The organism is Microbaculum marinisediminis (assembly GCF_025397915.1).
GTDB classification, from domain to species: domain Bacteria; phylum Pseudomonadota; class Alphaproteobacteria; order Rhizobiales; family Tepidamorphaceae; genus Microbaculum; species Microbaculum marinisediminis.
Map to the genome: position 1 here is coordinate 505,912 of NZ_JALIDZ010000003.1, position 16,920 is coordinate 522,831.

The following is a 16,920-nucleotide window of genomic DNA, read 5'->3' on the forward strand; positions in this document are numbered from 1 at the left end:
CGACCAATGGCTTTCAGCAAATTCGCACTCACTCTCGCGGTTGCGTTCGCGATCCATCCATTGGCCGCGGAGGCCGCGTCGCTGCACGAGTCCGTTTCAAGCAGCGGGGATCGCTCGATACCGGGCGAACTCGATTTCGCCATGCCCTCGGAACGGACGATGACTCGCGCTTTTCGAGGCGATAGCCGAAGCCTGTCCTACAGGGTGATCGAGGATGCGCTCGCGACCCGGAAGGGCGGACAGATGACTTTTGAGGAATTCGAGGCCTTGAATGCGCTCGAGGCGATGGGGGCGCCGGTCGGAATCGAGTCGATCATCGGCAAGGATCGGCGCAGGCGTGTTCGCCGGACGAAGCGGTGGCCGTACCGGGCGGTGACGCTCGTGACGTTCAACGCCGGACGGTGCACCGGCTGGCTGATGAGCCGGGACACCGTGGCGACTGCCGGCCATTGCGTTCACGAGGGCAACGGCGGCGACTTCTATCCGGTGGAGAGCTACAAGATCTATCCGGGGGCGAACGGAACCAGGACTCCGTACGGCTCCTGCAATGCCACCAAGCTCTATACCGTCAGGGGCTGGGCGAAGCGCGGGCGGGACGATTTCGACTACGGTGCGATCAAGCTCGACTGCAATATCGGCAAAAGGGTGGGGCACCTCGGCTTCTTCTGGAAGCGTGGCTCCCTTAACGGTATGCGGACCATCATCACCGGTTTCCCGGGCGATAAAGAGCTGACCATGTGGCGCAGCAAGGGGCGCGTGAAGGTGACCCAGCGGCGGCGTGTGTTCTACAAGAACGACACGACCGGCGGCATGAGCGGATCGCCCGTCTATCGCTGGAGGAAAGGCTGCGATGGCTTTTGCGCCATGGCGATCCACGCCTACGGCACCTACAATGGCCCTCCCTACAGCACCAACAATCACGGCACGCGCATCACCAGGGCCGTGTACCGGAACCTTCGGAAATGGAGACGGTGAGGGGATCGAGCGACAGCCGGGACCGGACGCGTCCGTCGCGTCCGGTCCATGAAATCGCTTCCGTGGCCCGTTTCCGCGGCGCGAGACAATCTCGCGTCCTTCCGGCGGTCGTGCTTGCGCTGGTATTCGTTCCCGCGATCTTGACGGGAGGCGTGTCGGCCATGGCGAACAAGAACAAGCCCGTCTCCGCCAGCGAGGCCGGGGCCGGAGAGACTGGGAAGGAGGAGCCGGGATTGCGGACGGGCGTCGTCGGAACGGTCCGTTCGCCGGATGGCGAGCCGGTTTCCGGCGCCGTCATCGTCGCGCGATCGCTCGATACACCGACGAAAGCGATCCCCGAGATCGCCATCGTGACCAATGAGCACGGTTCCTTCGCCTGGCCGTTGCGGCCGGGCCGTTATGAGCTGGCGCCGATGCTCGACGGCCGGCGCGGCGACTTTCTCCCGGTTACCGTGGCACCAAAATCCGTCACCCGGCTCGATCTGGTCTTTGCGCGATAGGACCGATCTTCGGCGTCATCTGGCTGTCGTCTTTTCGCAAGGGCGAAATTGCACATCCAAACATGTGGAAGCCCGTCGCTCCTGTTTGTCACGTTACGGTTTTGTGACACTATGGCGACAGGAAGCCGCGTGCGGAATGGCGCGCGTGCCGACAGAGGGAGAACAAGCAGATGAACGGGACTATCGCACATCGCGGCACCTTCAAGCGGGCCGCAAGGACGGCGGCGGGCCTCGTGCTCGGTGCCATGCTGTTCGCGGGCACCGGCGGCAGCGCGGACGCGGGCAAGATCACCGTCTACACCTCATACGAAGAAGACGAACTCGCCGCGTTCCTCGAGGCGATGCAGGCGGACCTGCCCGATGTCGAGGTCGACGTCCTGCGTCTCTCGACCGGGGACCTGCGGGCGCGGATGCTGGCGGAAGCCGACAATCCGAAGCACGACGTGATCTGGGGCTGGGCGGCGACCGCGATGGTCGATCCGCGCATCATGGCGATGCTGGAGCCGTATTCGCCGGCGGACATCGACAAGGTGCCGGCGCGCTTCCGCGACAAGGACGGCAACTGGTTCGCCACCACCGGCTACATGGGCGCCTTCTGCGTCAACAACGAGGAGATGGCGAAGGACAACCTGCCGATGCCGTCGTCCTGGCAGGACCTGATCAAGCCTGAATACGAGGGCAAGCTCGTCATGCCGAACCCGGCGAGCTCCGGCACCGGCTACCTGCACGTCGCCTCGATCCTGCAGATGATGGGCGAGGAGAAGGGCTGGGAGTATCTCGACGCGCTCGACAAGAACATGGACCAGTACATCAAGTCCGGTTCGAAGCCGTGCAACGCGGCGAGCGCCGGCGAATTCGCCATCGGCATCTCGTTCGCGCTGCGCGCCATCAAGAATATCGACGAGGGCTATCCGATCACCATGGTGATCCCGAGCGAGGGCGCGGGCCACGAGCTCGAGGCCAATGCGCTGATGAAGACCTCGCAGAACAAGGACGACGCCAAGAAGTTCCTCGACTGGACCGTCTCCAAGAACGCCGAGGCCGAATACAACAAGTGGAAGTCGATCGTGACCATGCAGGGCCGCGACATGCCGGAGAAGTTCAAGAACGCCGGCCTGCCGGACGATATCTCCACGGTACTGTTCGAGGTCGACTACGCGTGGGCCGCCGAGAACCACGATCGCATCATCGCCGAATGGCAGAAGCGCTACGAGCAGTGATCTGCCCCCGGGGGACGGCGAAACCGTCCCCCGATTTTCTTCTGGGCCGGGGGGTATGATGTTTCTCAGTTTGCGTGGCGTCACCAAGCGCTTTGGCGCCGTGGTGGCGGTCGATCATGTCGATCTCGATCTCGCGGAGGGCGAGTTCGTCTGTTTTCTCGGTCCGTCCGGATGCGGAAAGACGACCCTGCTACGGCTCGTCGCGGGGCTGGAAGTGCTCGACGAGGGCGAGATCCTTCTAGAGGGCGACGATCTTGCCGGGCTGCCGGCCCGGAAGCGCAATTTCGGGGTCGTCTTCCAGTCCTATTCGCTGTTTCCCAACATGACGGTGGCGCGCAACATCGCCTACGGCCTCGAATGCCGGAAATGGGAGCGGGCCCGCATCGAAGCGCGGGTCGCGGAGATGCTCGACGTCGTCCATCTCGGCCAACATGCCGACAAGCTTCCCCACGAACTGTCCGGCGGCATGCAGCAGCGCGTCGCGCTGGCCAGGGCGCTGGCGCCGGAGCCGGCGGTGCTGCTCCTCGACGAGCCGCTGTCGGCCCTCGACGCCAAGGTGCGCGAGTCCCTGCGCGGCGAGATCCGCGAGCTGCAGCAGCGGCTCGGCATCACCACGATCATGGTCACGCACGACCAGGACGAGGCGATGGAAATGGCCGACCGCATCGTGGTCATGAACCGCGGTCGCATCGAGCAGATCGGGACCGCAGAGGATCTCTACTGGAGCCCGGAGACGCGGTTCGTCGGCGAGTTCATCGGCCGGTTGAACATCCTGGACGATCCGGACCTGCGCGCCGGTCTCGATGCGGGCGGAAACGACGCGGTCCTGGCCATCCGGCCGGAGCATGTGGCGATCGCCGATAGCGGGTCGCTCGAAGGTACGGTCCATCGGGTCGCGTTTCTCGGCAACACCATGCGGCTCGGCGTCGAAACCAAGGGGCAGAACCTCGAGATCGAGGTGCATGGGCGGCGCAGGCGGCTGGCGGTCGGCGACCGGGTCCGTTTCGACCTGCCTCCCGACCGCATCTGCCGGCTCGCGGCCGCGCCGGCATGAGCGTGTCTTCCGCGCCGAACGCGCCTGCGCGCTCCATGGACGCCGACCGCGTGTTCGGCACGTTCATGGTCGCGGCGACCGGGCTGCTGCTCGTCGTCTTCGTGCTGGTGCCGCTCTGGGCGATCCTGAAGAATTCCTTCGTTACGCCCGACGGGATCGGTCTTGCGAATTTCGTTCGTTATTTTACGGACGCCCGCTTCATCGGCATCGTCGGCAATACGTTCGAGGTCGGCCTGAGCGTCACCGCGACGACCCTCGTCCTTGCCTACGGTTTCGCCTACGCGATGCAGCGAAGTTGCATGCCGTTTAAGCCCGTGCTGCGGATCATCGCACTGCTGCCGGTGTTCTCTCCCTCGCTGGTGCAGGCGCTCGGCCTGCAGTTCCTGCTCGGGCGCAACGGTTTCATCAACCGGACTTTCGGAACCGAGATCGACATATACGGTTTCTGGGGCATCTATATCGCCGATGTCGTCTACGCGTTTCCGCACGCCTTCCTGATCCTGAGCACCGCGCTCGCGGTCGCCGACGCGCGTATGTACGAGTCCGCGGAAAGTCTCGGGGCGAGTCCGTGGCGCATCTTCAGGACCGTGACGTTGCCCGGCACCCGTTACGGCCTCGCCTCCGCCGCCTTCGTGGTCTTCACGATCGTCATCACCGATTTCGGCAATCCGGTCGTCATCGGCGGCAACTACTCGGTCCTCGCCGTCGAGATCTACAACCAGGTCTCCGGTCAGGCCAATTTCGCGATGGGCGCGGTGATAGGCGTAATCCTGCTGCTGCCGGCCGCGCTGGCCGTCATGGGCGAGAAGTGGATCGCGCGGCGGCAGTTCGCGTCGCTGACTTCGCAATCGGTGCCGCTCGTGCCCAAACCGCAGCGCGGCCGCGATCTCGCCTGGTTCGTCTATTCGCTCGTCGTCGCCGCCGGAATCCTGTCGCTGGTCGCGATCGTCATCTACGCGAGTTTCGTCAGGCTGTGGCCCTACAACCTGACGCTGACCCTGCGCCATTACGCGTTCGATGTGCAGAACGGCATCGAACCGCTGTGGACGAGCATCTACGTGGCGATCGTCACGGCGCTTCTGTCGGTCGTCTTCGTCACCGGGGCGGCCTATGCGAACCACGCGTTCCCGAACCGGGCCTCGCGGTTCGTCTACTTCCTCGCGATCCTGCCGGCGGCGGTGCCGGGCATGGTGCTCGGCCTCGGCTACGTGCTCGCGTTCAACACGCCGGGCCAGCCGGTCTACCTGATCTACGACACGATCCTGATCATCGCCGTCTGCAATCTCTATCACTACCACGCGCAGGGCTTCCTGCTCGCGACGACCAACATCAAGCAGATCTCCTCGACCTTCGACGAGGCCTCCTCGACGCTCGGCGCGACCAAGGCGACGACGGTAAGGCGGATCATTCTGCCGATGATCTGGCCGACGGTGCTCGGCGTCGGCGTGTTCTTCTTCATGCGCGCGATGGTGACCCTGTCGGCGGTGATCTTCCTGATCACGCCGTCGACGCAGCTTGCCGCCGTCTCGGTGCTTTATCTCGATGATCGCGGCGCGCTGAACCAGGCCGCCGCCTTCGCAGTGTGCATCATGGCCACGGTCGTGGCGTTCCTGCTCGTGGCGCAGCTCATCCTGAGGCTGGCCGGCGTGCGCGGCGTCAGCCTGGTTCGCTGACTGGGGGCAGGCCGCGAACCGGGTCAGGCCGCGATCGCGACGATGGCCGTCAGCGCGGCGCATTCGGCGGCGATGCCCGCCGCACCGACGACGTCGCCGGTCTGGCCGCCGATCTGCCGGATCGCCAGCACACCGACTGTGATCGCCGCGAGGCCGGCGAAGATTATCGCCAGGATCGCCGCGCCGGGCGCCAGGACCAGGAATGCGATCAGGATCGCGATTGCCGCGGCTTCCGCCGCTGCCGATCCGTCCGGGCTGCCGACGCCGGCCGACAGGCCGTCGGTCCGGGCCGGATCGATGAGGCGCATGAACAGGCCCATGCCGCCACGCGACAGGGCCGCCGAGGCGACCAGCGCGCCGAGCACGGCGCCGGTCCCGGCGAGCGCGGAGATCGCGCCGAGGCGCAGCGCGAAGACAAGAACGAGCGCGATCACGCCGTAGCTGCCGATACGGCTGTCGCGCATGATCTCGAGCTTGGCCTCCCGCGTTGCGCCGCCGCCGAACCCGTCCGCGGTATCGGCCAGGCCGTCCTCGTGCAGACCGCCGGTCGCGAGCACCATGGCGCCGAGTGCGACGGCCCCGGCGACCAGCGGCGTCACCCCGATGGAGGCAAGCAGCCAGTAAGCGAACCCGCCGATCAGGCCGACGACGACGCCGACCAGGGGATAGGCCCAGACCGAACTGCCTGCGTCGGCATGGTCCGTGCCCGGCACGATACGCGCGACGGGCAATCGGGTGAGCAGTCCGAAGGCCGAGACGAGTTCGGAGAGACGCGACATCGGGTCATCCCTTCCCGTCGACGCCGGCCTCGGCGAAGGTCGCCATGCCGGCATGGCAGGTGACCGCGGCACGCAGGATCGGGATCGCGACCGCCGCGCCCGACGCCTCGCCGAGCCGCATGCCGAGATCGATCAGCGGCGCCTTGCCCAGGGCTTCGGCGAGGCGGCGATGCCCGGGCTCGGCCGAAGCGTGGGCGACCAGCGCGTGGTCGAGGCCCCCTTCGGCGACCTTTGCCAGCGGAGCGGCCGCGGCGGTCGAGACGAAGCCGTCGAGAAGCACCGGAATACCGTGCCTGCGGGCGGCGAGGACGGCGCCCAGCATTCCGGCGAGCTCGTAACCGCCGAGACACATCGCGGCCAGCAGGGGATCTGCGAGCGCGTCGGCATGGCGCGAAAGGCCGGCATCGATCGTGTCGCACTTGCGACGGAGCCCCTCGTCGTCCACACCGGTGCCGCGTCCCGCCCAGTGACGCCCGTCGCCGCCGAACAGCGCGGCCGAGAGGGCGGCGGCGACCGTGGTGTTGCCGATACCCATTTCGCCGACGCACAGCAGGTCGATGTCCGGTGGAACAGCGTCGTAGCCCGCCGCGACGGCGGCGAGGAAACCGGCCTCGTCCATCGCCGGCCCGATGGTGAAGTCGGCTGTCGGCACGTCGAGATCGAAGGGAATTACAGTGAGGTCGGCACCGGCGGCCCGGCAAAGCTGGTTGATCGCCGCCCCGCCGGCATCGAAGTTCGCGACCATCTGGGCGGTGACGCTCGCCGGGAAGGCGGAGACGCCGCGCGCGGAGACGCCGTGATTGCCGGCGAAGACCAGCACCAGCACACGGTCGAGGAGGGGCATCGCCCGGCCCTGCCAGCGGGCCAGCCAGGCGGGAATATCCTCTAGACGGCCGAGACTTCCCGGCGGCTTGGTCAACTGGGTCTGCCGATCGATAACGACGGCTGCCGCCGCGTCGTCCGCTTCCGGCAGCTCGCGGCAGGCGGCGCGCAATTCGGCGAGCGAGGAAAACCGGCTCATTTCAACTCCGCTATGGCATGGAAGAAGGTGCCGCTGACGCGACCGCGCCGCCCACCGGACGCTCCGAGATCGCGTCCCTGGCCGTCGATCAGGTCGGCAAGCGGTTCGTCGGATCCCGCCTCGATGACGGTGGCGTAGTGGAATTCGTGCCCGCGCAAGACGGCGCCGGCCGGGCCCGCCGGGCAATCGGCCATGAGTGTCGCCTGCCGGTATCCGAGGTTCATCTTGCGCTTCGCGAAGCTGGTCGCGTGGCTGAGCAGCCCGGTCATCGTGTGGCGCGTGCCCTCGGCGTCCTCCAGGCCCTCGCCGAGCACCATGTAGCCGCCGCACTCGCCGTGAACGGGCTGGGCCTCGGCGAAGGCCTCCAGCCCGGAGCGGAACGCCGTGGCGGCGGCAAGCGCCCCGGCGTGCAGCTCGGGATATCCCCCCGGCAGCCAGCAGACATCGCAATCTGCCGGCGGCGCTTCGTCGGCCAGCGGCGAGAACGGGATGATCTCCGATCCGGCCCGGCGCCAGCCATCGGTGAGGTGCGGGTAGATGAAGGTGAAGGCGGCGTCGGAGGCCAGCGCGATGCGCTGTCCCGGTGGGCGGAGCGCGGGCGCCGCGTCGGCGGTGGTCGCGGTGATCGGACGGGCCGTATCGAGGATCAGGTCGAGATCGAGCCGTTCCTCGGCAAGGTCGGCGAGGCGATCGAGCAGTTTGTCGAGGTCGCCGTGCTCGCGCGCCTGTACCAGCCCGAGGTGGCGTTCGGGCAGGGTGATCGTCTGGTCGCGCATCATCGCGCCGGCGAGTGGCATGGCGATCTGCCGCATCGAGTCGGCAACCTGGGCGAGGTGGCGCTCGCTGGCGACCCGGTTGGCGATGACCGCGCCGATACGGACGTTTTCGTCCAGCGTCGCGAAGCCGTGCGCGATCGCCGCCGCCGACTGCGACTGGCCGGAAACGTCCATGACGAGCAGTACCGGCAGGTTCAGCCGTGCCGCGAGATCGGCGCCGGCGCCGCGCCGGCCGGGCGCGCCGGAAAGTCCGTCGAAGAGGCCCATCGACGCTTCGACGATCAGCAGATCGGCGTCGGCTGCCACGTCGGCTACCAGAGCGTCGATCAAATCGGGCGGCATCGCCCAAGTGTCGAGGTTGAAGCCCGTCGTCCCGCTGGCGGCGGCGTGGAAGGCCGGATCGATGTAGTCGGGGCCGGACTTGGCGGTGCGCACCCGGACGCCGCGCCGCCTGAGCGCGCCGATCAGGCCGAGCGTCACGGTCGTCTTGCCGGAGCCGGACCGCGGCGCGGCGACGATCAGTCCTTTCGCGGTCATGGCAGGGTCTCCAGGATACGGGGCGCCAGCGCCAGCAACTGCTCGCGCACCGTGACGATACCGCCGATCGCGACGATGGCGGGCGGATCCAACGCGGCGTCCTCGGCGTCGGCGGCGATGCGCGACAGGGTGGAGACCAGAACACGTTCTTCCGGCAGCGTCGCCGAAACGATGACGGCAGCCGGCGTGTCGGGGCGCAGACCGCCCTCGATCAGCGCGGCCGCGATCCGGTCCAGGGTCCTCATCGCCATGTAGAGGATGATCGGCTGTCCGGTCGCCGCCAGGGCCTTCCAGTCCAGTCCGTCCTCGGTATCGGCGCCGTGCCCGGTCGCCAGGATAACCGCCTGGTTGACGCCCCGGATCGTCGCCGGGATCGATGCGAGCGCGAGGCCCGCGAGCCCGGACGTGATGCCCGGGATGACGCGGAACGGGATCCGCTCGGCGGTCAGCGTCAGTGCCTCCTCGCCGCCGCGGCCGAAGACGAAGGGATCGCCGCCCTTGAGCCTGAGAACCCGCAGGTCCTGGCGCGCCAGCTCGACGAGGCGGCGGGTGATGTCGACCTGGGTGGCCGAGGGCTTGCCGCCGCGCTTGCCCGCGAACTCCAGCCGCGCGCCGTCGCGGCAGAGATCGAGCACGCGGGCGTCGACCAGCGCGTCATGGACGACGACGTCGGCCTGGGCGAGGCCGGCGAGCGCACCGAGCGTCAAGTGGGAGGGATCGCCGGGGCCGGCGCCGGCAAGCCAGACATGGCCGGGCTCGAATACGGGCGCGCGTCCCATCAGGCGGTTGAGAAGATCGAGCGATGTCATATCGCTATTCCATTGCAAACGGGCCCGTGACAGGCCGGTGGCGAGGCGCTATCTGGCAGTTCATGGACGAAGACCGCCCGCTCCGCCGGGGTTGGACCACCGGAACCTGCGCCACCGCCGCCGCGAAGGCGGCCTATACCGCATTGGTCACCGGCGACTTTCCCGATCCGGTTACGGTGACGCTGCCCGGCGGGCAGACGCCGGCCTTCGCGCTGGCCCGGCACAGCCTCGATGACGGCGCGGCGCGTGCCGGCGTTGTCAAGGATGCCGGCGACGATCCCGATGTCACCCATGGGGCGCTGATCGTCGCGACGGTCAGGGCGGGGCCGGACGGCAGCGGCGTGTGCTTCAAGGCGGGCGAGGGCGTCGGCACGGTGACCAAGCCGGGCCTGCCGATCCCGCCCGGCGAGCCGGCAATCAACCCGGTGCCGCGCCGGATGATCGCCCAGGCGATCGCCGAGGTCTGTGCCGAGACGGGCGCGAGCGGTGACGTCGAGGTCGAGATCGCCATCCCCGGCGGCGCGAAGCTCGCCGAAAGAACGATGAACGGACGGCTCGGCATCGTCGGCGGACTGTCGGTGCTCGGCACCACCGGGATCGTCGTGCCCTATTCGTGCGCGGCGTGGATCGCCTCGATCCACCGCGGGATCGACGTCGCCCGCGCCACGGGGCTCGACCACGTCGCCGGTGCCACCGGCGACACTTCCGAAAAGGCCGTCCAGCGACTGCATGGCCTGTCGGAGGCGGCCCTGCTCGACATGGGCGATTTCGTCGGCGGGACGCTCAAGTACCTGCGCGCGCATCCGGTGCCGAAGGTCACCATCGCCGGCGGCATCGCCAAGATGACCAAGCTCGCGCAAGGGTTTCTCGACCTTCATTCGAAGCGCGGATCGGTCGACCTCGAGGCGCTCGCCGACATGGCGACCGGCCTGGCCACCGACGGGGGCGGATCGGCGGCGCTGCGGGCCAAAATCGTCGGCGCCAACACCACGCCCGCGGCCTTTGCCGAGGCCGAGGCGGAAGGCATCCGGCTTGGCGACACGGTCGCGGCGGCGGCCTGGGACACGGCGGCGCAGGTCATCGGCGGGACCGACATGGTGCTGGAAATCGTCGTGTTCGACCGCAACGGCGATCTGGTCGGTCGTGCGCCGTTTGCTCCGGTTCATGACGTGCCTCGCGAGCGGAAGCGGCGCTGATAGTCGGGATCGTAGAGGGCGCTCTCGCGAAAATCCTCGGATGCCAGAACCGGTCCGACCAGGATCAGCGCGGTGCGTTCGATCGGTTGGGCGGCGACCGCGTCTGCGATGGTCGAGAGCCTGCCGCGGATGATGCGCTCCTCCGGCCAGCTCGCCCGATAGACGATGGCGACCGGGCAGTCCGGCCCGTAATGAGGCGTCAGGTCCCTGACGACCCGGTCGAGTGCGTGGATCGACAGGTGGATCGCGAGCGTCGCGCCGGACGCCGCGAAGGTCTCCAGCGTCTCGCCTTCCGGCATCGCCGACGCGCGGCCGGAGGTGCGGGTGAGGACGACAGACTGGGCGACCTCGGGAAGGGTGAGTTCCCGCCTCAGGGCGGCGGAGGCGGCGGCGAAGGCAGGCACCCCGGGCGTCACCGTATAGGGTATCCCCAGCGCTTCGAGCCGGCGGATCTGTTCGCCGAGCGCGCTCCATACCGACAGGTCGCCGGAATGCAGGCGCGCGACGTCCAGGCCGGCGGCCTGCGCTTTCTCGAATTCGGCGGCGATCTCGTCGAGGCTCATCGGCGCGGTGTCGACAATGCGCGCGCCGGGCGGGCAATGCTTCAGGATTTCGGCATTGACCAGCGAGCCGGCATAGAGACAGATGGAGCAGCTTGCCACGAGGTCGCGGCCGCGTACGGTGATGAGGTCGGGCGCGCCGGGGCCGGCGCCGATGAAATGCACCGTCATCGTGGACCTCGCTCGGCAAGCGCGCAGGTGGCCATGGCGCTTGATATGCGCGGCAGAACGAGCCGCCCGTCGGTGCCGGCGGCGGCGAGTGCGGCGGCTTCGGCAACGGAGGCAAAGCCCGTCGCCTTCAAGGCGGTTTCCGACCGGGTCGGGCAGCGCGGCTCGACCGCCTTCATCGCCTTTTCGTCGATCAGAAGCAGTGGCAGGTTCATCCGTTCCGCCGCCTCGCGCGGGCCGGGCTCGTCGTCCTTGAAGCGCGGCGCCGCAAGCGCGGTGAACTTGCAATTGGCGATGCCGGCTTGTTTCACCGCATCCTCGATCAACGCGACGATCTCGTCGGCGCCGCAGCCTTTCCGGCAGCCTATCCCCGCGACGATCATGGCGTCCCCTCGGGCATTTCCTCGGGCTTGAATGCCGTCCACTGGGTAACCGTCATCGCCGGACGGAACCCGTTGCGCGTGCCGATCCGCTCCAGCCGCTCGACGGACAGCCGCGTCAGCGTGCCGCCATATTTGCCGTGCGCCTCGATCAGTTTCGCCTCTGTCTCGAGCGTCACAGAATTCACCACCATCCGCCCGCCGGGGCGCAACGCCTCCCAGGCCCCCTCGACGACACCGTCGCCTTGGCCACCGCCTCCGACGAAGATCGCGTCCGGGGCCGGCAGGCCAGCGAAGGCATCCGGCGCCGATCCTTGCGTGACCTCGAGGCGCGGTACCCCGAGGCTGGTGGCGTTGCGCGCGGCGCGCGCGGCGCGTTCGGGGTCGCGCTCGATCGCCGTCGCCATGTTGGCGGGGTGGCACAGCAGCCATTCGATGGAGATCGAGCCCGAGCCGCAGCCGATATCCCACAGCCGTTCGCCGGCGCGCGGCGCCAGTGCGGAGAGGGTGACGGCGCGGATCTCGCGCTTGGTCAGTTGCCCGTCATTCTCGAAGACGTCGTCGGGCAATCCGTTCGCCAGAGGGATGACGCGCGCGTCCGGGGCCGCCACGACTTCGATGGCGACGAGGTTCAGCCGGTCGACATCGTCGAAGCCGAAATCCTGTGCCGTTGTCATGCGCACCCGGTCGCGGTCGCCGCCCAGGGCTTCCAGCACGTGCAGCGTCGATCCGCCGAAACCGCGCCCCGCGAGGTATGCGGAGATACTGGCGGGCGTGGTCTCGTCGGCGGACAGGACGAGCAGCCTGCGCCCGGGCTGGAGGTGCGGCGCCAGCGTTTCGATCGGCCGGCCGCAGCAGGTGATCGTCGCCGTATCCGCCTGCGACCAGCCGAGCCGCGAACAGGCGAGCGAATACGCCGATGGCGCCGGTATCGCGATGGTCTCTTCGGCCGCGACATGCGGGGAGAGCCGGCTGCCGATGCCGTAGAGATAGGGATCGCCGGAGGCGAGGACCGCGATCGTCGTGCCGCGGTGTCCGAGGATATCCGGTATCGCGCCCTTCAGCGGACGCGGCCAGGGCTTCGTCTCGCCCTTGATCAGCCTCGCGGCAAGCGCCAGATGCCGCTCCCCGCCATAGACGATGGCGGCGCTCTCGATCAGGGTGCGCGCGGTGGGTGTCAGGCCCTCGATGCCGTCTTCGCCGATGCCGATGATCGCAAGCCAGCGACGGGCGGGGGCAGAACGGGCTTGCGTGGCGGCCGTCATCGGGTCATCTCCTGTGCCCCATGACACTGAAGCTCCTGATCCTGGGCGGAACGACGGAAGCGAGCGCCCTTGCGCGCGCAATCAAGGACGACGCGCGTGTTTCCGCCGTCCTGTCGCTTGCCGGCACGACGAAAGCGCCGGCGAGGCCACCGATCCCCTTCCGTATCGGCGGTTTCGGCGGCGCCCAGGGGCTTGCCGACTATCTCATCGCCGAGCGGACGGATTTGCTGATCGACGCGACGCATCCTTTCGCCGCCGTGATGAAGGGCAACGCCGCCGAAGCGGCGCGCCGGGCCGGCGTGCCGCTCCTGGCCATCCGCAGGCCGGAATGGCGCGCCGAGCCGGGGGATGACTGGACGGTCGTTGCGGATATGAAATCCGCTGCCGCAGCGCTTGGGCCCGCGCGCAAACGCGTGCTGCTCACCATCGGCCAGAAGGAGCTCGCGCCGTTCAAGGCCGCGCCGCAGCACGCTTATGTCGTCCGCTCCGTCGACGCGCCGGCTGCCGACAGCCTGCCGCCGGACGCCCAGGTGATCACCGCGCGCGGACCGTTCGCCGAAGCCGACGAGCGCCGGCTGCTGGCGGAGCATGGAATCGAGGCGCTCGTCACCAAGAACTCGGGCGGAACGGCGACCCGAGCCAAGCTCGTCGCGGCGCGGTCGCTGGGCGTGCCGGTTATCATGGTGGCGCGTCCGCCGGCGCCCGACGTCGAGGCGGTCGAGACGGTCGAGGCGGCGCTTGCGTGGCTGGCACGTTTTCACGAGACCAACTCCTCCACGCGGCGGGGCGTGTAGACCCAGGGCTCGCCATTTGGGCGGGGGACGAGGCGGGTGGCGCTCGAGCCGATCATCACGAGCGTGCGCATGTCGGCGCGGCTCGGATCGGCGGTCGCCAGATCGGCGATCTCGATCCGCTCGTCCGTCCGGCTGACGGCGGTCGCGAAGATCACCGGCGTGCTCGGCGCGCGGTGGGCGCGGAGCAGATCGAGCGCGGCGCCGAGCTGCCACGGCCGCGCCTTGGAGATCGGATTGTAGAGGGCGATGACGAAATCGGCGGCGGCCGCGGCTTCGATCCGGCGGGTGACGGTTTCCCAGGGTTTCAGGTTGTCCGACAGCGAAATCGCGCAGAAATCGTGGCCGAGCGGCGCGCCGAGGCGGGCGGCGGCGGCGAACATCGCGGAAATGCCGGGCACGACCGTCACCTCGATCTCCCGCCATTCCGGCTCGCCGTTCTCGATCGCCTCGAACACGGCCGCCGCCATGGCGAAAACGCCCGGATCGCCTGAGGAAACGACGGCGACGTCCTTGCCGGCGCTGGCCAGTTCGAGCGCGGCGCGGGCGCGGGCGATCTCCTCGCGGTTATCCGACCCGTGTCGGCTCTGGCCGATTTTCGTCGGCACGCGGTCGAGATAGGTCGTGTAGCCGAACAGGTCGGTCGCGGCGTCGAGAACAGCACGCGCCTGCGGCGTCTGCAGGTCCTCGGCGCCCGGCCCGAGACCGACGATGGTGAGGCGGCCGGTCATACCGTCCTCCGTTCGGTCGGAACCAGGACGAGCGAGAAATAGGGGCCGTCGTCGTCCGGCTTGTCGGCGAGGCGGACGACCGTTTCCTCCGGCATGGTGCCGCGCTCGACATAGACGGCGCGGTCGAGCTTGCCGGCCCTGGCGAGGGCGGAGCGGACCTTGGCGAGGTTGCGGCCGGCCTTCATGACGACGGCGGCATCGGCGCCGGCAAGCCGTTCGGCGAGACCGTCCTCGTCCATGGTGCCGGAGACGACGCAGAGCATGTCGTCGCCGCGGGTCATGGGAGCGCCGGCGCGGGCCCAGCAGCCGCTCATCGCGGTGATGCCGGGCACGACCTCTGCCGCGTAACGGCCGGCGAGGCGGTCGTGCAGATACATGTAGGAGCCGTAGAACAGCGGATCGCCCTCGCAGAGGACGGCGACGTCGCGGCCCTGGTCGAGCCGCGCGGCGACCTGCCGTGCCGCATCATCGTAAAAGGCGGCCATTTCGGTGCGATAACGCGGATCGCCGACGGGCACCTCGACCGTGAACGGGTATTCGAGGCGCAGTTCCTCCGCCGCCGGGTTGAACCGGCCCTCGACGATACGGCGCGCGTTGCCGCTCCGGCCGCGCTTTGAGAAGAAGGCGACGACCGGCGCTTCGCCGAGAATCCGCGCGGCCTTCAGCGTCATCAGCTCGGGATCGCCCGGGCCGACGCCGACGCCGTACAGTGTGCCGCTTTCGCCCGCCACGTCGCTCATTCGGCCTCGCTCGCCAGCGCATTGACGGCGGCGACCGCCATGGCGCTGCCGCCCTTGCGGCCGCGCACGGTCATGAACGGCACGCGGCCGTCCGTCTCCAGCGCCTGTTTCGATTCGACCGCGCCGACGAAGCCCACCGGCATGCCGATGATCGCCGCGGGCTTCGGTGCGCCGGCGTCGAGCATCTCGAACAGGTGGAACAGCGCGGTCGGGGCGTTGCCGATGGCGACCACCGCGCCGTCCATGCGGTCCCCCCACATCTCCATGGCGGCGGCGGTGCGGGTGTTGGCGATCATCTCGGCGAGGCCGGCGACCTCCGGTTCCGACAGGGTGCAGACCACGCCGTTGCCGTTGGGCAGGCGGGGGCGGGTGATGCCGTTCGCCACCATCTGCGAATCGCAGAGGATCGGCTTGCCGGCCAGCAGGGCGTCGCGGGCGGCCCCGGTGAAATCGGGCGAAAACACCAGGTCGGCGGCCACATCGACCATGCCGCAGGCATGGATGACGCGCACCGCGACGCGCGCCTCGTCCGGCGTGAAGCGGGCGAGATCGGCCTCGGCGCGGATCGTCGCGAAGGAGCGGCGATAGATTTCGGCGCCGTCGCGGATGTAGTCGTATTGCTTCGGGTCCTGGGGGGCATTCATCGGGAAAGCGTCTCCGCTGTTGTCGCCGCTCCGCCGGCCGGCGCGACATCGGGTCCGCGCAAGTGCCGGCGTGGGTCGGACGGGTCGGTGATGAGGTCGAGATCGGCCAGGGCCGAGAGAATTGCGGCGGTGTTGTCGTCGTTTACGGGCACGAAGGCAAGCGCGCGCCACGGCGTCATGCGGACGGTCGCGTCGGCGAAGCGTTCGGACAGATCGGCGAGCGCGGCGAGCCTGTCCGCGTCGATGCGCCCGCGCGGCACGCCCGCGACGATCGCGCCTTCGCGATGGCCCGCGAACGGGATCCGGCCGATCGGGCTGTCGGCCGGGGGCGGCGCGTACATGAGCTTCAGATGCGCGGCGCGGGTAGGTTGCACCCGGCCGGGGGCCACGTTGCCGGGGGGCACGCTGACAGCGTCCATGCGGCCAGAAACAAGAGGCCGGCCGGTCAGCTCGGCCATGGCAAGGATCGCGGTTTCACCGACCTTCTCCACCAACTCGCGCATCCTGTACGGCGGCGCGTCGGCGGGGCCGGCGAGTTCGAGGAACACCAGCGCCAGTCGCCGCGCCAGGGCAGGCGCTTCCTCCCGCCTACAGACGGCGAGCATGGCGCCGCCGCCGGGACCGATCGCCAGTTGGCCGTCCAGATCGCGCACAACGATATCGGCGTGCGCCTGCGGGACCGGCATCGTCCGGCCGCAATCGACAAGGAAGCCGAATTTCGGCGGCAGGGCGCGCAACGCCTGGGCTTCGTCCAGTTTCGCCTCGATGGCACGCGCGATCGCATGGGAATCGAATGTGGTTTCCGGATCGTCGGGACCCAGGGGGTCGGCCGCGACGTTGCGCACCTCCTCGAGGGCGGCGTCGGCGCTGGCCAGGCCGTGCTCCAAAACGGTCGCGGCGAAGGTCCCGGCGGTATCGTGCCGCAGTCCGCGCACCTGCAGGTTCGCGCGATTGGTGAGGTCGATCAGGCCGTTGCCGCAGTCCCGCGCGGCGCGTGCGACCGCGCGCAGGCCCGGCGCCGGCAGGGTCGCCGCCGTCGGCTTGACCCGCACCAGCAATCCGTCGTCCGCCTCCATCGGCGTTACCACGCTCGGGCACCAG

General features: G+C 68.8%; 18 protein-coding genes. 7 read left to right on the top strand and 11 right to left on the bottom strand.

The features are described from left to right. Positions 1-6: 6 nt before the first annotated feature. The 5 genes from MUB46_RS08470 (at position 7) to MUB46_RS08490 (ending at position 5,422) form a co-directional block, all read left to right on the top strand. Complete coding sequence (locus MUB46_RS08470) at positions 7-975, top strand: trypsin-like serine peptidase (protein ID WP_261615446.1); 969 nt, start codon at positions 7-9, stop codon at positions 973-975. 161 nt (positions 976-1,136) lie between these two features. Beyond that, positions 1,137-1,475 (top strand): carboxypeptidase-like regulatory domain-containing protein, encoded by a 339-nt coding sequence (locus tag MUB46_RS08475; protein ID WP_261615447.1) that lies wholly within the window; start codon positions 1,137-1,139, stop codon positions 1,473-1,475. Positions 1,476-1,645: 170 nt separating this feature from the next. Then, positions 1,646-2,695, top strand: a complete 1,050-nt coding sequence (locus tag MUB46_RS08480) for an ABC transporter substrate-binding protein (RefSeq protein WP_261615448.1) — start codon at positions 1,646-1,648, stop codon at positions 2,693-2,695. A 55-nt stretch (positions 2,696-2,750) separates the two neighbouring features. After that, positions 2,751-3,749, top strand: a complete 999-nt coding sequence (locus MUB46_RS08485) for an ABC transporter ATP-binding protein (protein ID WP_425256226.1) — start codon at positions 2,751-2,753, stop codon at positions 3,747-3,749. Further along, complete coding sequence (locus tag MUB46_RS08490; protein ID WP_261615450.1) at positions 3,746-5,422, top strand: ABC transporter permease subunit; 1,677 nt, start codon at positions 3,746-3,748, stop codon at positions 5,420-5,422. The genes MUB46_RS08485 and MUB46_RS08490 overlap by 4 nt, the downstream gene beginning before the upstream one ends. A 23-nt stretch (positions 5,423-5,445) precedes the next feature. Here the strand turns inward: MUB46_RS08490 and cobS are convergent, their stop codons facing one another. The 4 genes from cobS to cobA are packed head-to-tail and all read right to left on the bottom strand — an operon-like array spanning position 5,446 to position 9,344. Beyond that, on the bottom strand, positions 5,446-6,201 hold the full coding sequence (cobS, locus tag MUB46_RS08495) for an adenosylcobinamide-GDP ribazoletransferase (protein WP_261615451.1): 756 nt from the start codon (positions 6,199-6,201) through the stop codon (positions 5,446-5,448). Between the two features lie 4 nt (positions 6,202-6,205). Further along, entirely contained in the window at positions 6,206-7,222 is a 1,017-nt protein-coding gene (cobT, locus tag MUB46_RS08500) for a nicotinate-nucleotide--dimethylbenzimidazole phosphoribosyltransferase (RefSeq protein ID WP_261615452.1), read from the bottom strand. Further along, a complete protein-coding gene (locus MUB46_RS08505; RefSeq protein ID WP_261615453.1) occupies positions 7,219-8,535 on the bottom strand; it encodes a cobyrinic acid a,c-diamide synthase CobB in 1,317 nt (438 codons plus the stop codon). The genes cobT and MUB46_RS08505 overlap by 4 nt, the downstream gene beginning before the upstream one ends. Continuing rightward, the gene (gene cobA, locus MUB46_RS08510) at positions 8,532-9,344 is read right to left on the bottom strand and encodes a uroporphyrinogen-III C-methyltransferase (protein WP_261615454.1); all 813 of its coding nucleotides are present in this window, start codon (positions 9,342-9,344) and stop codon (positions 8,532-8,534) included. The genes MUB46_RS08505 and cobA overlap by 4 nt, the downstream gene beginning before the upstream one ends. Positions 9,345-9,406: 62 nt before the next feature. Between cobA and MUB46_RS08515 the strand changes: the two genes are divergently transcribed. Continuing rightward, complete coding sequence (locus tag MUB46_RS08515) at positions 9,407-10,540, top strand: cobalt-precorrin-5B (C(1))-methyltransferase (protein ID WP_261615455.1); 1,134 nt, start codon at positions 9,407-9,409, stop codon at positions 10,538-10,540. Here the strand turns inward: MUB46_RS08515 and cobM are convergent. From cobM to cbiE, 3 genes are read right to left on the bottom strand one after another with little or no spacing between them, the layout of a single operon-like run. After that, positions 10,507-11,271: a precorrin-4 C(11)-methyltransferase gene (gene cobM / locus MUB46_RS08520; protein ID WP_261615456.1), complete on the bottom strand. Its 765-nt coding sequence runs from the start codon at positions 11,269-11,271 to the stop codon at positions 10,507-10,509. The two genes, MUB46_RS08515 and cobM, sit on opposite strands and share 34 nt — an antisense overlap. After that, on the bottom strand, positions 11,268-11,651 hold the full coding sequence (locus MUB46_RS08525) for a cobalamin biosynthesis protein (protein WP_261615457.1): 384 nt from the start codon (positions 11,649-11,651) through the stop codon (positions 11,268-11,270). The genes cobM and MUB46_RS08525 overlap by 4 nt, the downstream gene beginning before the upstream one ends. Then, entirely contained in the window at positions 11,648-12,913 is a 1,266-nt protein-coding gene (cbiE, locus tag MUB46_RS08530) for a precorrin-6y C5,15-methyltransferase (decarboxylating) subunit CbiE (protein ID WP_261615458.1), read from the bottom strand. The genes MUB46_RS08525 and cbiE overlap by 4 nt, the downstream gene beginning before the upstream one ends. 20 nt (positions 12,914-12,933) lie before the next feature. On the opposite strand from cbiE, the gene MUB46_RS08535 reads away from it, so the two are divergent. After that, positions 12,934-13,707: a cobalt-precorrin-6A reductase gene (locus MUB46_RS08535; protein WP_261615459.1), complete on the top strand. Its 774-nt coding sequence runs from the start codon at positions 12,934-12,936 to the stop codon at positions 13,705-13,707. On the opposite strand, the gene cobJ is transcribed toward MUB46_RS08535, so the two are convergent. From cobJ to MUB46_RS08555, 4 genes are read right to left on the bottom strand one after another with little or no spacing between them, the layout of a single operon-like run. Then, the gene (gene cobJ / locus MUB46_RS08540; RefSeq protein WP_261615460.1) at positions 13,671-14,435 is read right to left on the bottom strand and encodes a precorrin-3B C(17)-methyltransferase; all 765 of its coding nucleotides are present in this window, start codon (positions 14,433-14,435) and stop codon (positions 13,671-13,673) included. The genes MUB46_RS08535 and cobJ overlap by 37 nt on opposite strands. Further along, positions 14,432-15,175 carry a precorrin-2 C(20)-methyltransferase gene (locus MUB46_RS08545; RefSeq protein ID WP_261615461.1) on the bottom strand — a complete coding sequence of 248 codons (744 nt, stop codon included), beginning with the start codon at positions 15,173-15,175 and terminating at the stop codon, positions 14,432-14,434. The genes cobJ and MUB46_RS08545 overlap by 4 nt, the downstream gene beginning before the upstream one ends. Continuing rightward, positions 15,172-15,819, bottom strand: coding sequence for a precorrin-8X methylmutase (locus MUB46_RS08550; RefSeq protein WP_261615462.1), 648 nt, complete (start codon positions 15,817-15,819; stop codon positions 15,172-15,174). Before MUB46_RS08550 ends, MUB46_RS08545 begins: the two co-directional genes overlap by 4 nt. Beyond that, positions 15,816-16,895, bottom strand: coding sequence for a hypothetical protein (locus tag MUB46_RS08555; RefSeq protein ID WP_261615463.1), 1,080 nt, complete (start codon positions 16,893-16,895; stop codon positions 15,816-15,818). Before MUB46_RS08555 ends, MUB46_RS08550 begins: the two co-directional genes overlap by 4 nt. Between the last annotated feature and the right edge of the window lie 25 nt (positions 16,896-16,920).

What these genes read in the sequence shown, in the direction of transcription:
- MUB46_RS08470 (WP_261615446.1), top strand. Translation starts at nt 7, where the DNA reads ATGGCTTTCAGCAAATTCGCACTCACTCTCGCGGTTGCGTTCGCGATC.
- MUB46_RS08475 (WP_261615447.1), top strand. Translation starts at nt 1,137, where the DNA reads ATGGCGAACAAGAACAAGCCCGTCTCCGCCAGCGAGGCCGGGGCCGGA.
- MUB46_RS08480 (WP_261615448.1), top strand. Translation starts at nt 1,646, where the DNA reads ATGAACGGGACTATCGCACATCGCGGCACCTTCAAGCGGGCCGCAAGG.
- MUB46_RS08485 (WP_425256226.1), top strand. Translation starts at nt 2,751, where the DNA reads ATGATGTTTCTCAGTTTGCGTGGCGTCACCAAGCGCTTTGGCGCCGTG.
- MUB46_RS08490 (WP_261615450.1), top strand. Translation starts at nt 3,746, where the DNA reads ATGAGCGTGTCTTCCGCGCCGAACGCGCCTGCGCGCTCCATGGACGCC.
- cobS (WP_261615451.1), bottom strand. Translation starts at nt 6,201, where the DNA reads ATGTCGCGTCTCTCCGAACTCGTCTCGGCCTTCGGACTGCTCACCCGA.
- cobT (WP_261615452.1), bottom strand. Translation starts at nt 7,222, where the DNA reads ATGAGCCGGTTTTCCTCGCTCGCCGAATTGCGCGCCGCCTGCCGCGAG.
- MUB46_RS08505 (WP_261615453.1), bottom strand. Translation starts at nt 8,535, where the DNA reads ATGACCGCGAAAGGACTGATCGTCGCCGCGCCGCGGTCCGGCTCCGGC.
- cobA (WP_261615454.1), bottom strand. Translation starts at nt 9,344, where the DNA reads ATGACATCGCTCGATCTTCTCAACCGCCTGATGGGACGCGCGCCCGTA.
- MUB46_RS08515 (WP_261615455.1), top strand. Translation starts at nt 9,407, where the DNA reads ATGGACGAAGACCGCCCGCTCCGCCGGGGTTGGACCACCGGAACCTGC.
- cobM (WP_261615456.1), bottom strand. Translation starts at nt 11,271, where the DNA reads ATGACGGTGCATTTCATCGGCGCCGGCCCCGGCGCGCCCGACCTCATC.
- MUB46_RS08525 (WP_261615457.1), bottom strand. Translation starts at nt 11,651, where the DNA reads ATGATCGTCGCGGGGATAGGCTGCCGGAAAGGCTGCGGCGCCGACGAG.
- cbiE (WP_261615458.1), bottom strand. Translation starts at nt 12,913, where the DNA reads ATGACGGCCGCCACGCAAGCCCGTTCTGCCCCCGCCCGTCGCTGGCTT.
- MUB46_RS08535 (WP_261615459.1), top strand. Translation starts at nt 12,934, where the DNA reads ATGACACTGAAGCTCCTGATCCTGGGCGGAACGACGGAAGCGAGCGCC.
- cobJ (WP_261615460.1), bottom strand. Translation starts at nt 14,435, where the DNA reads ATGACCGGCCGCCTCACCATCGTCGGTCTCGGGCCGGGCGCCGAGGAC.
- MUB46_RS08545 (WP_261615461.1), bottom strand. Translation starts at nt 15,175, where the DNA reads ATGAGCGACGTGGCGGGCGAAAGCGGCACACTGTACGGCGTCGGCGTC.
- MUB46_RS08550 (WP_261615462.1), bottom strand. Translation starts at nt 15,819, where the DNA reads ATGAATGCCCCCCAGGACCCGAAGCAATACGACTACATCCGCGACGGC.
- MUB46_RS08555 (WP_261615463.1), bottom strand. Translation starts at nt 16,895, where the DNA reads ATGGAGGCGGACGACGGATTGCTGGTGCGGGTCAAGCCGACGGCGGCG.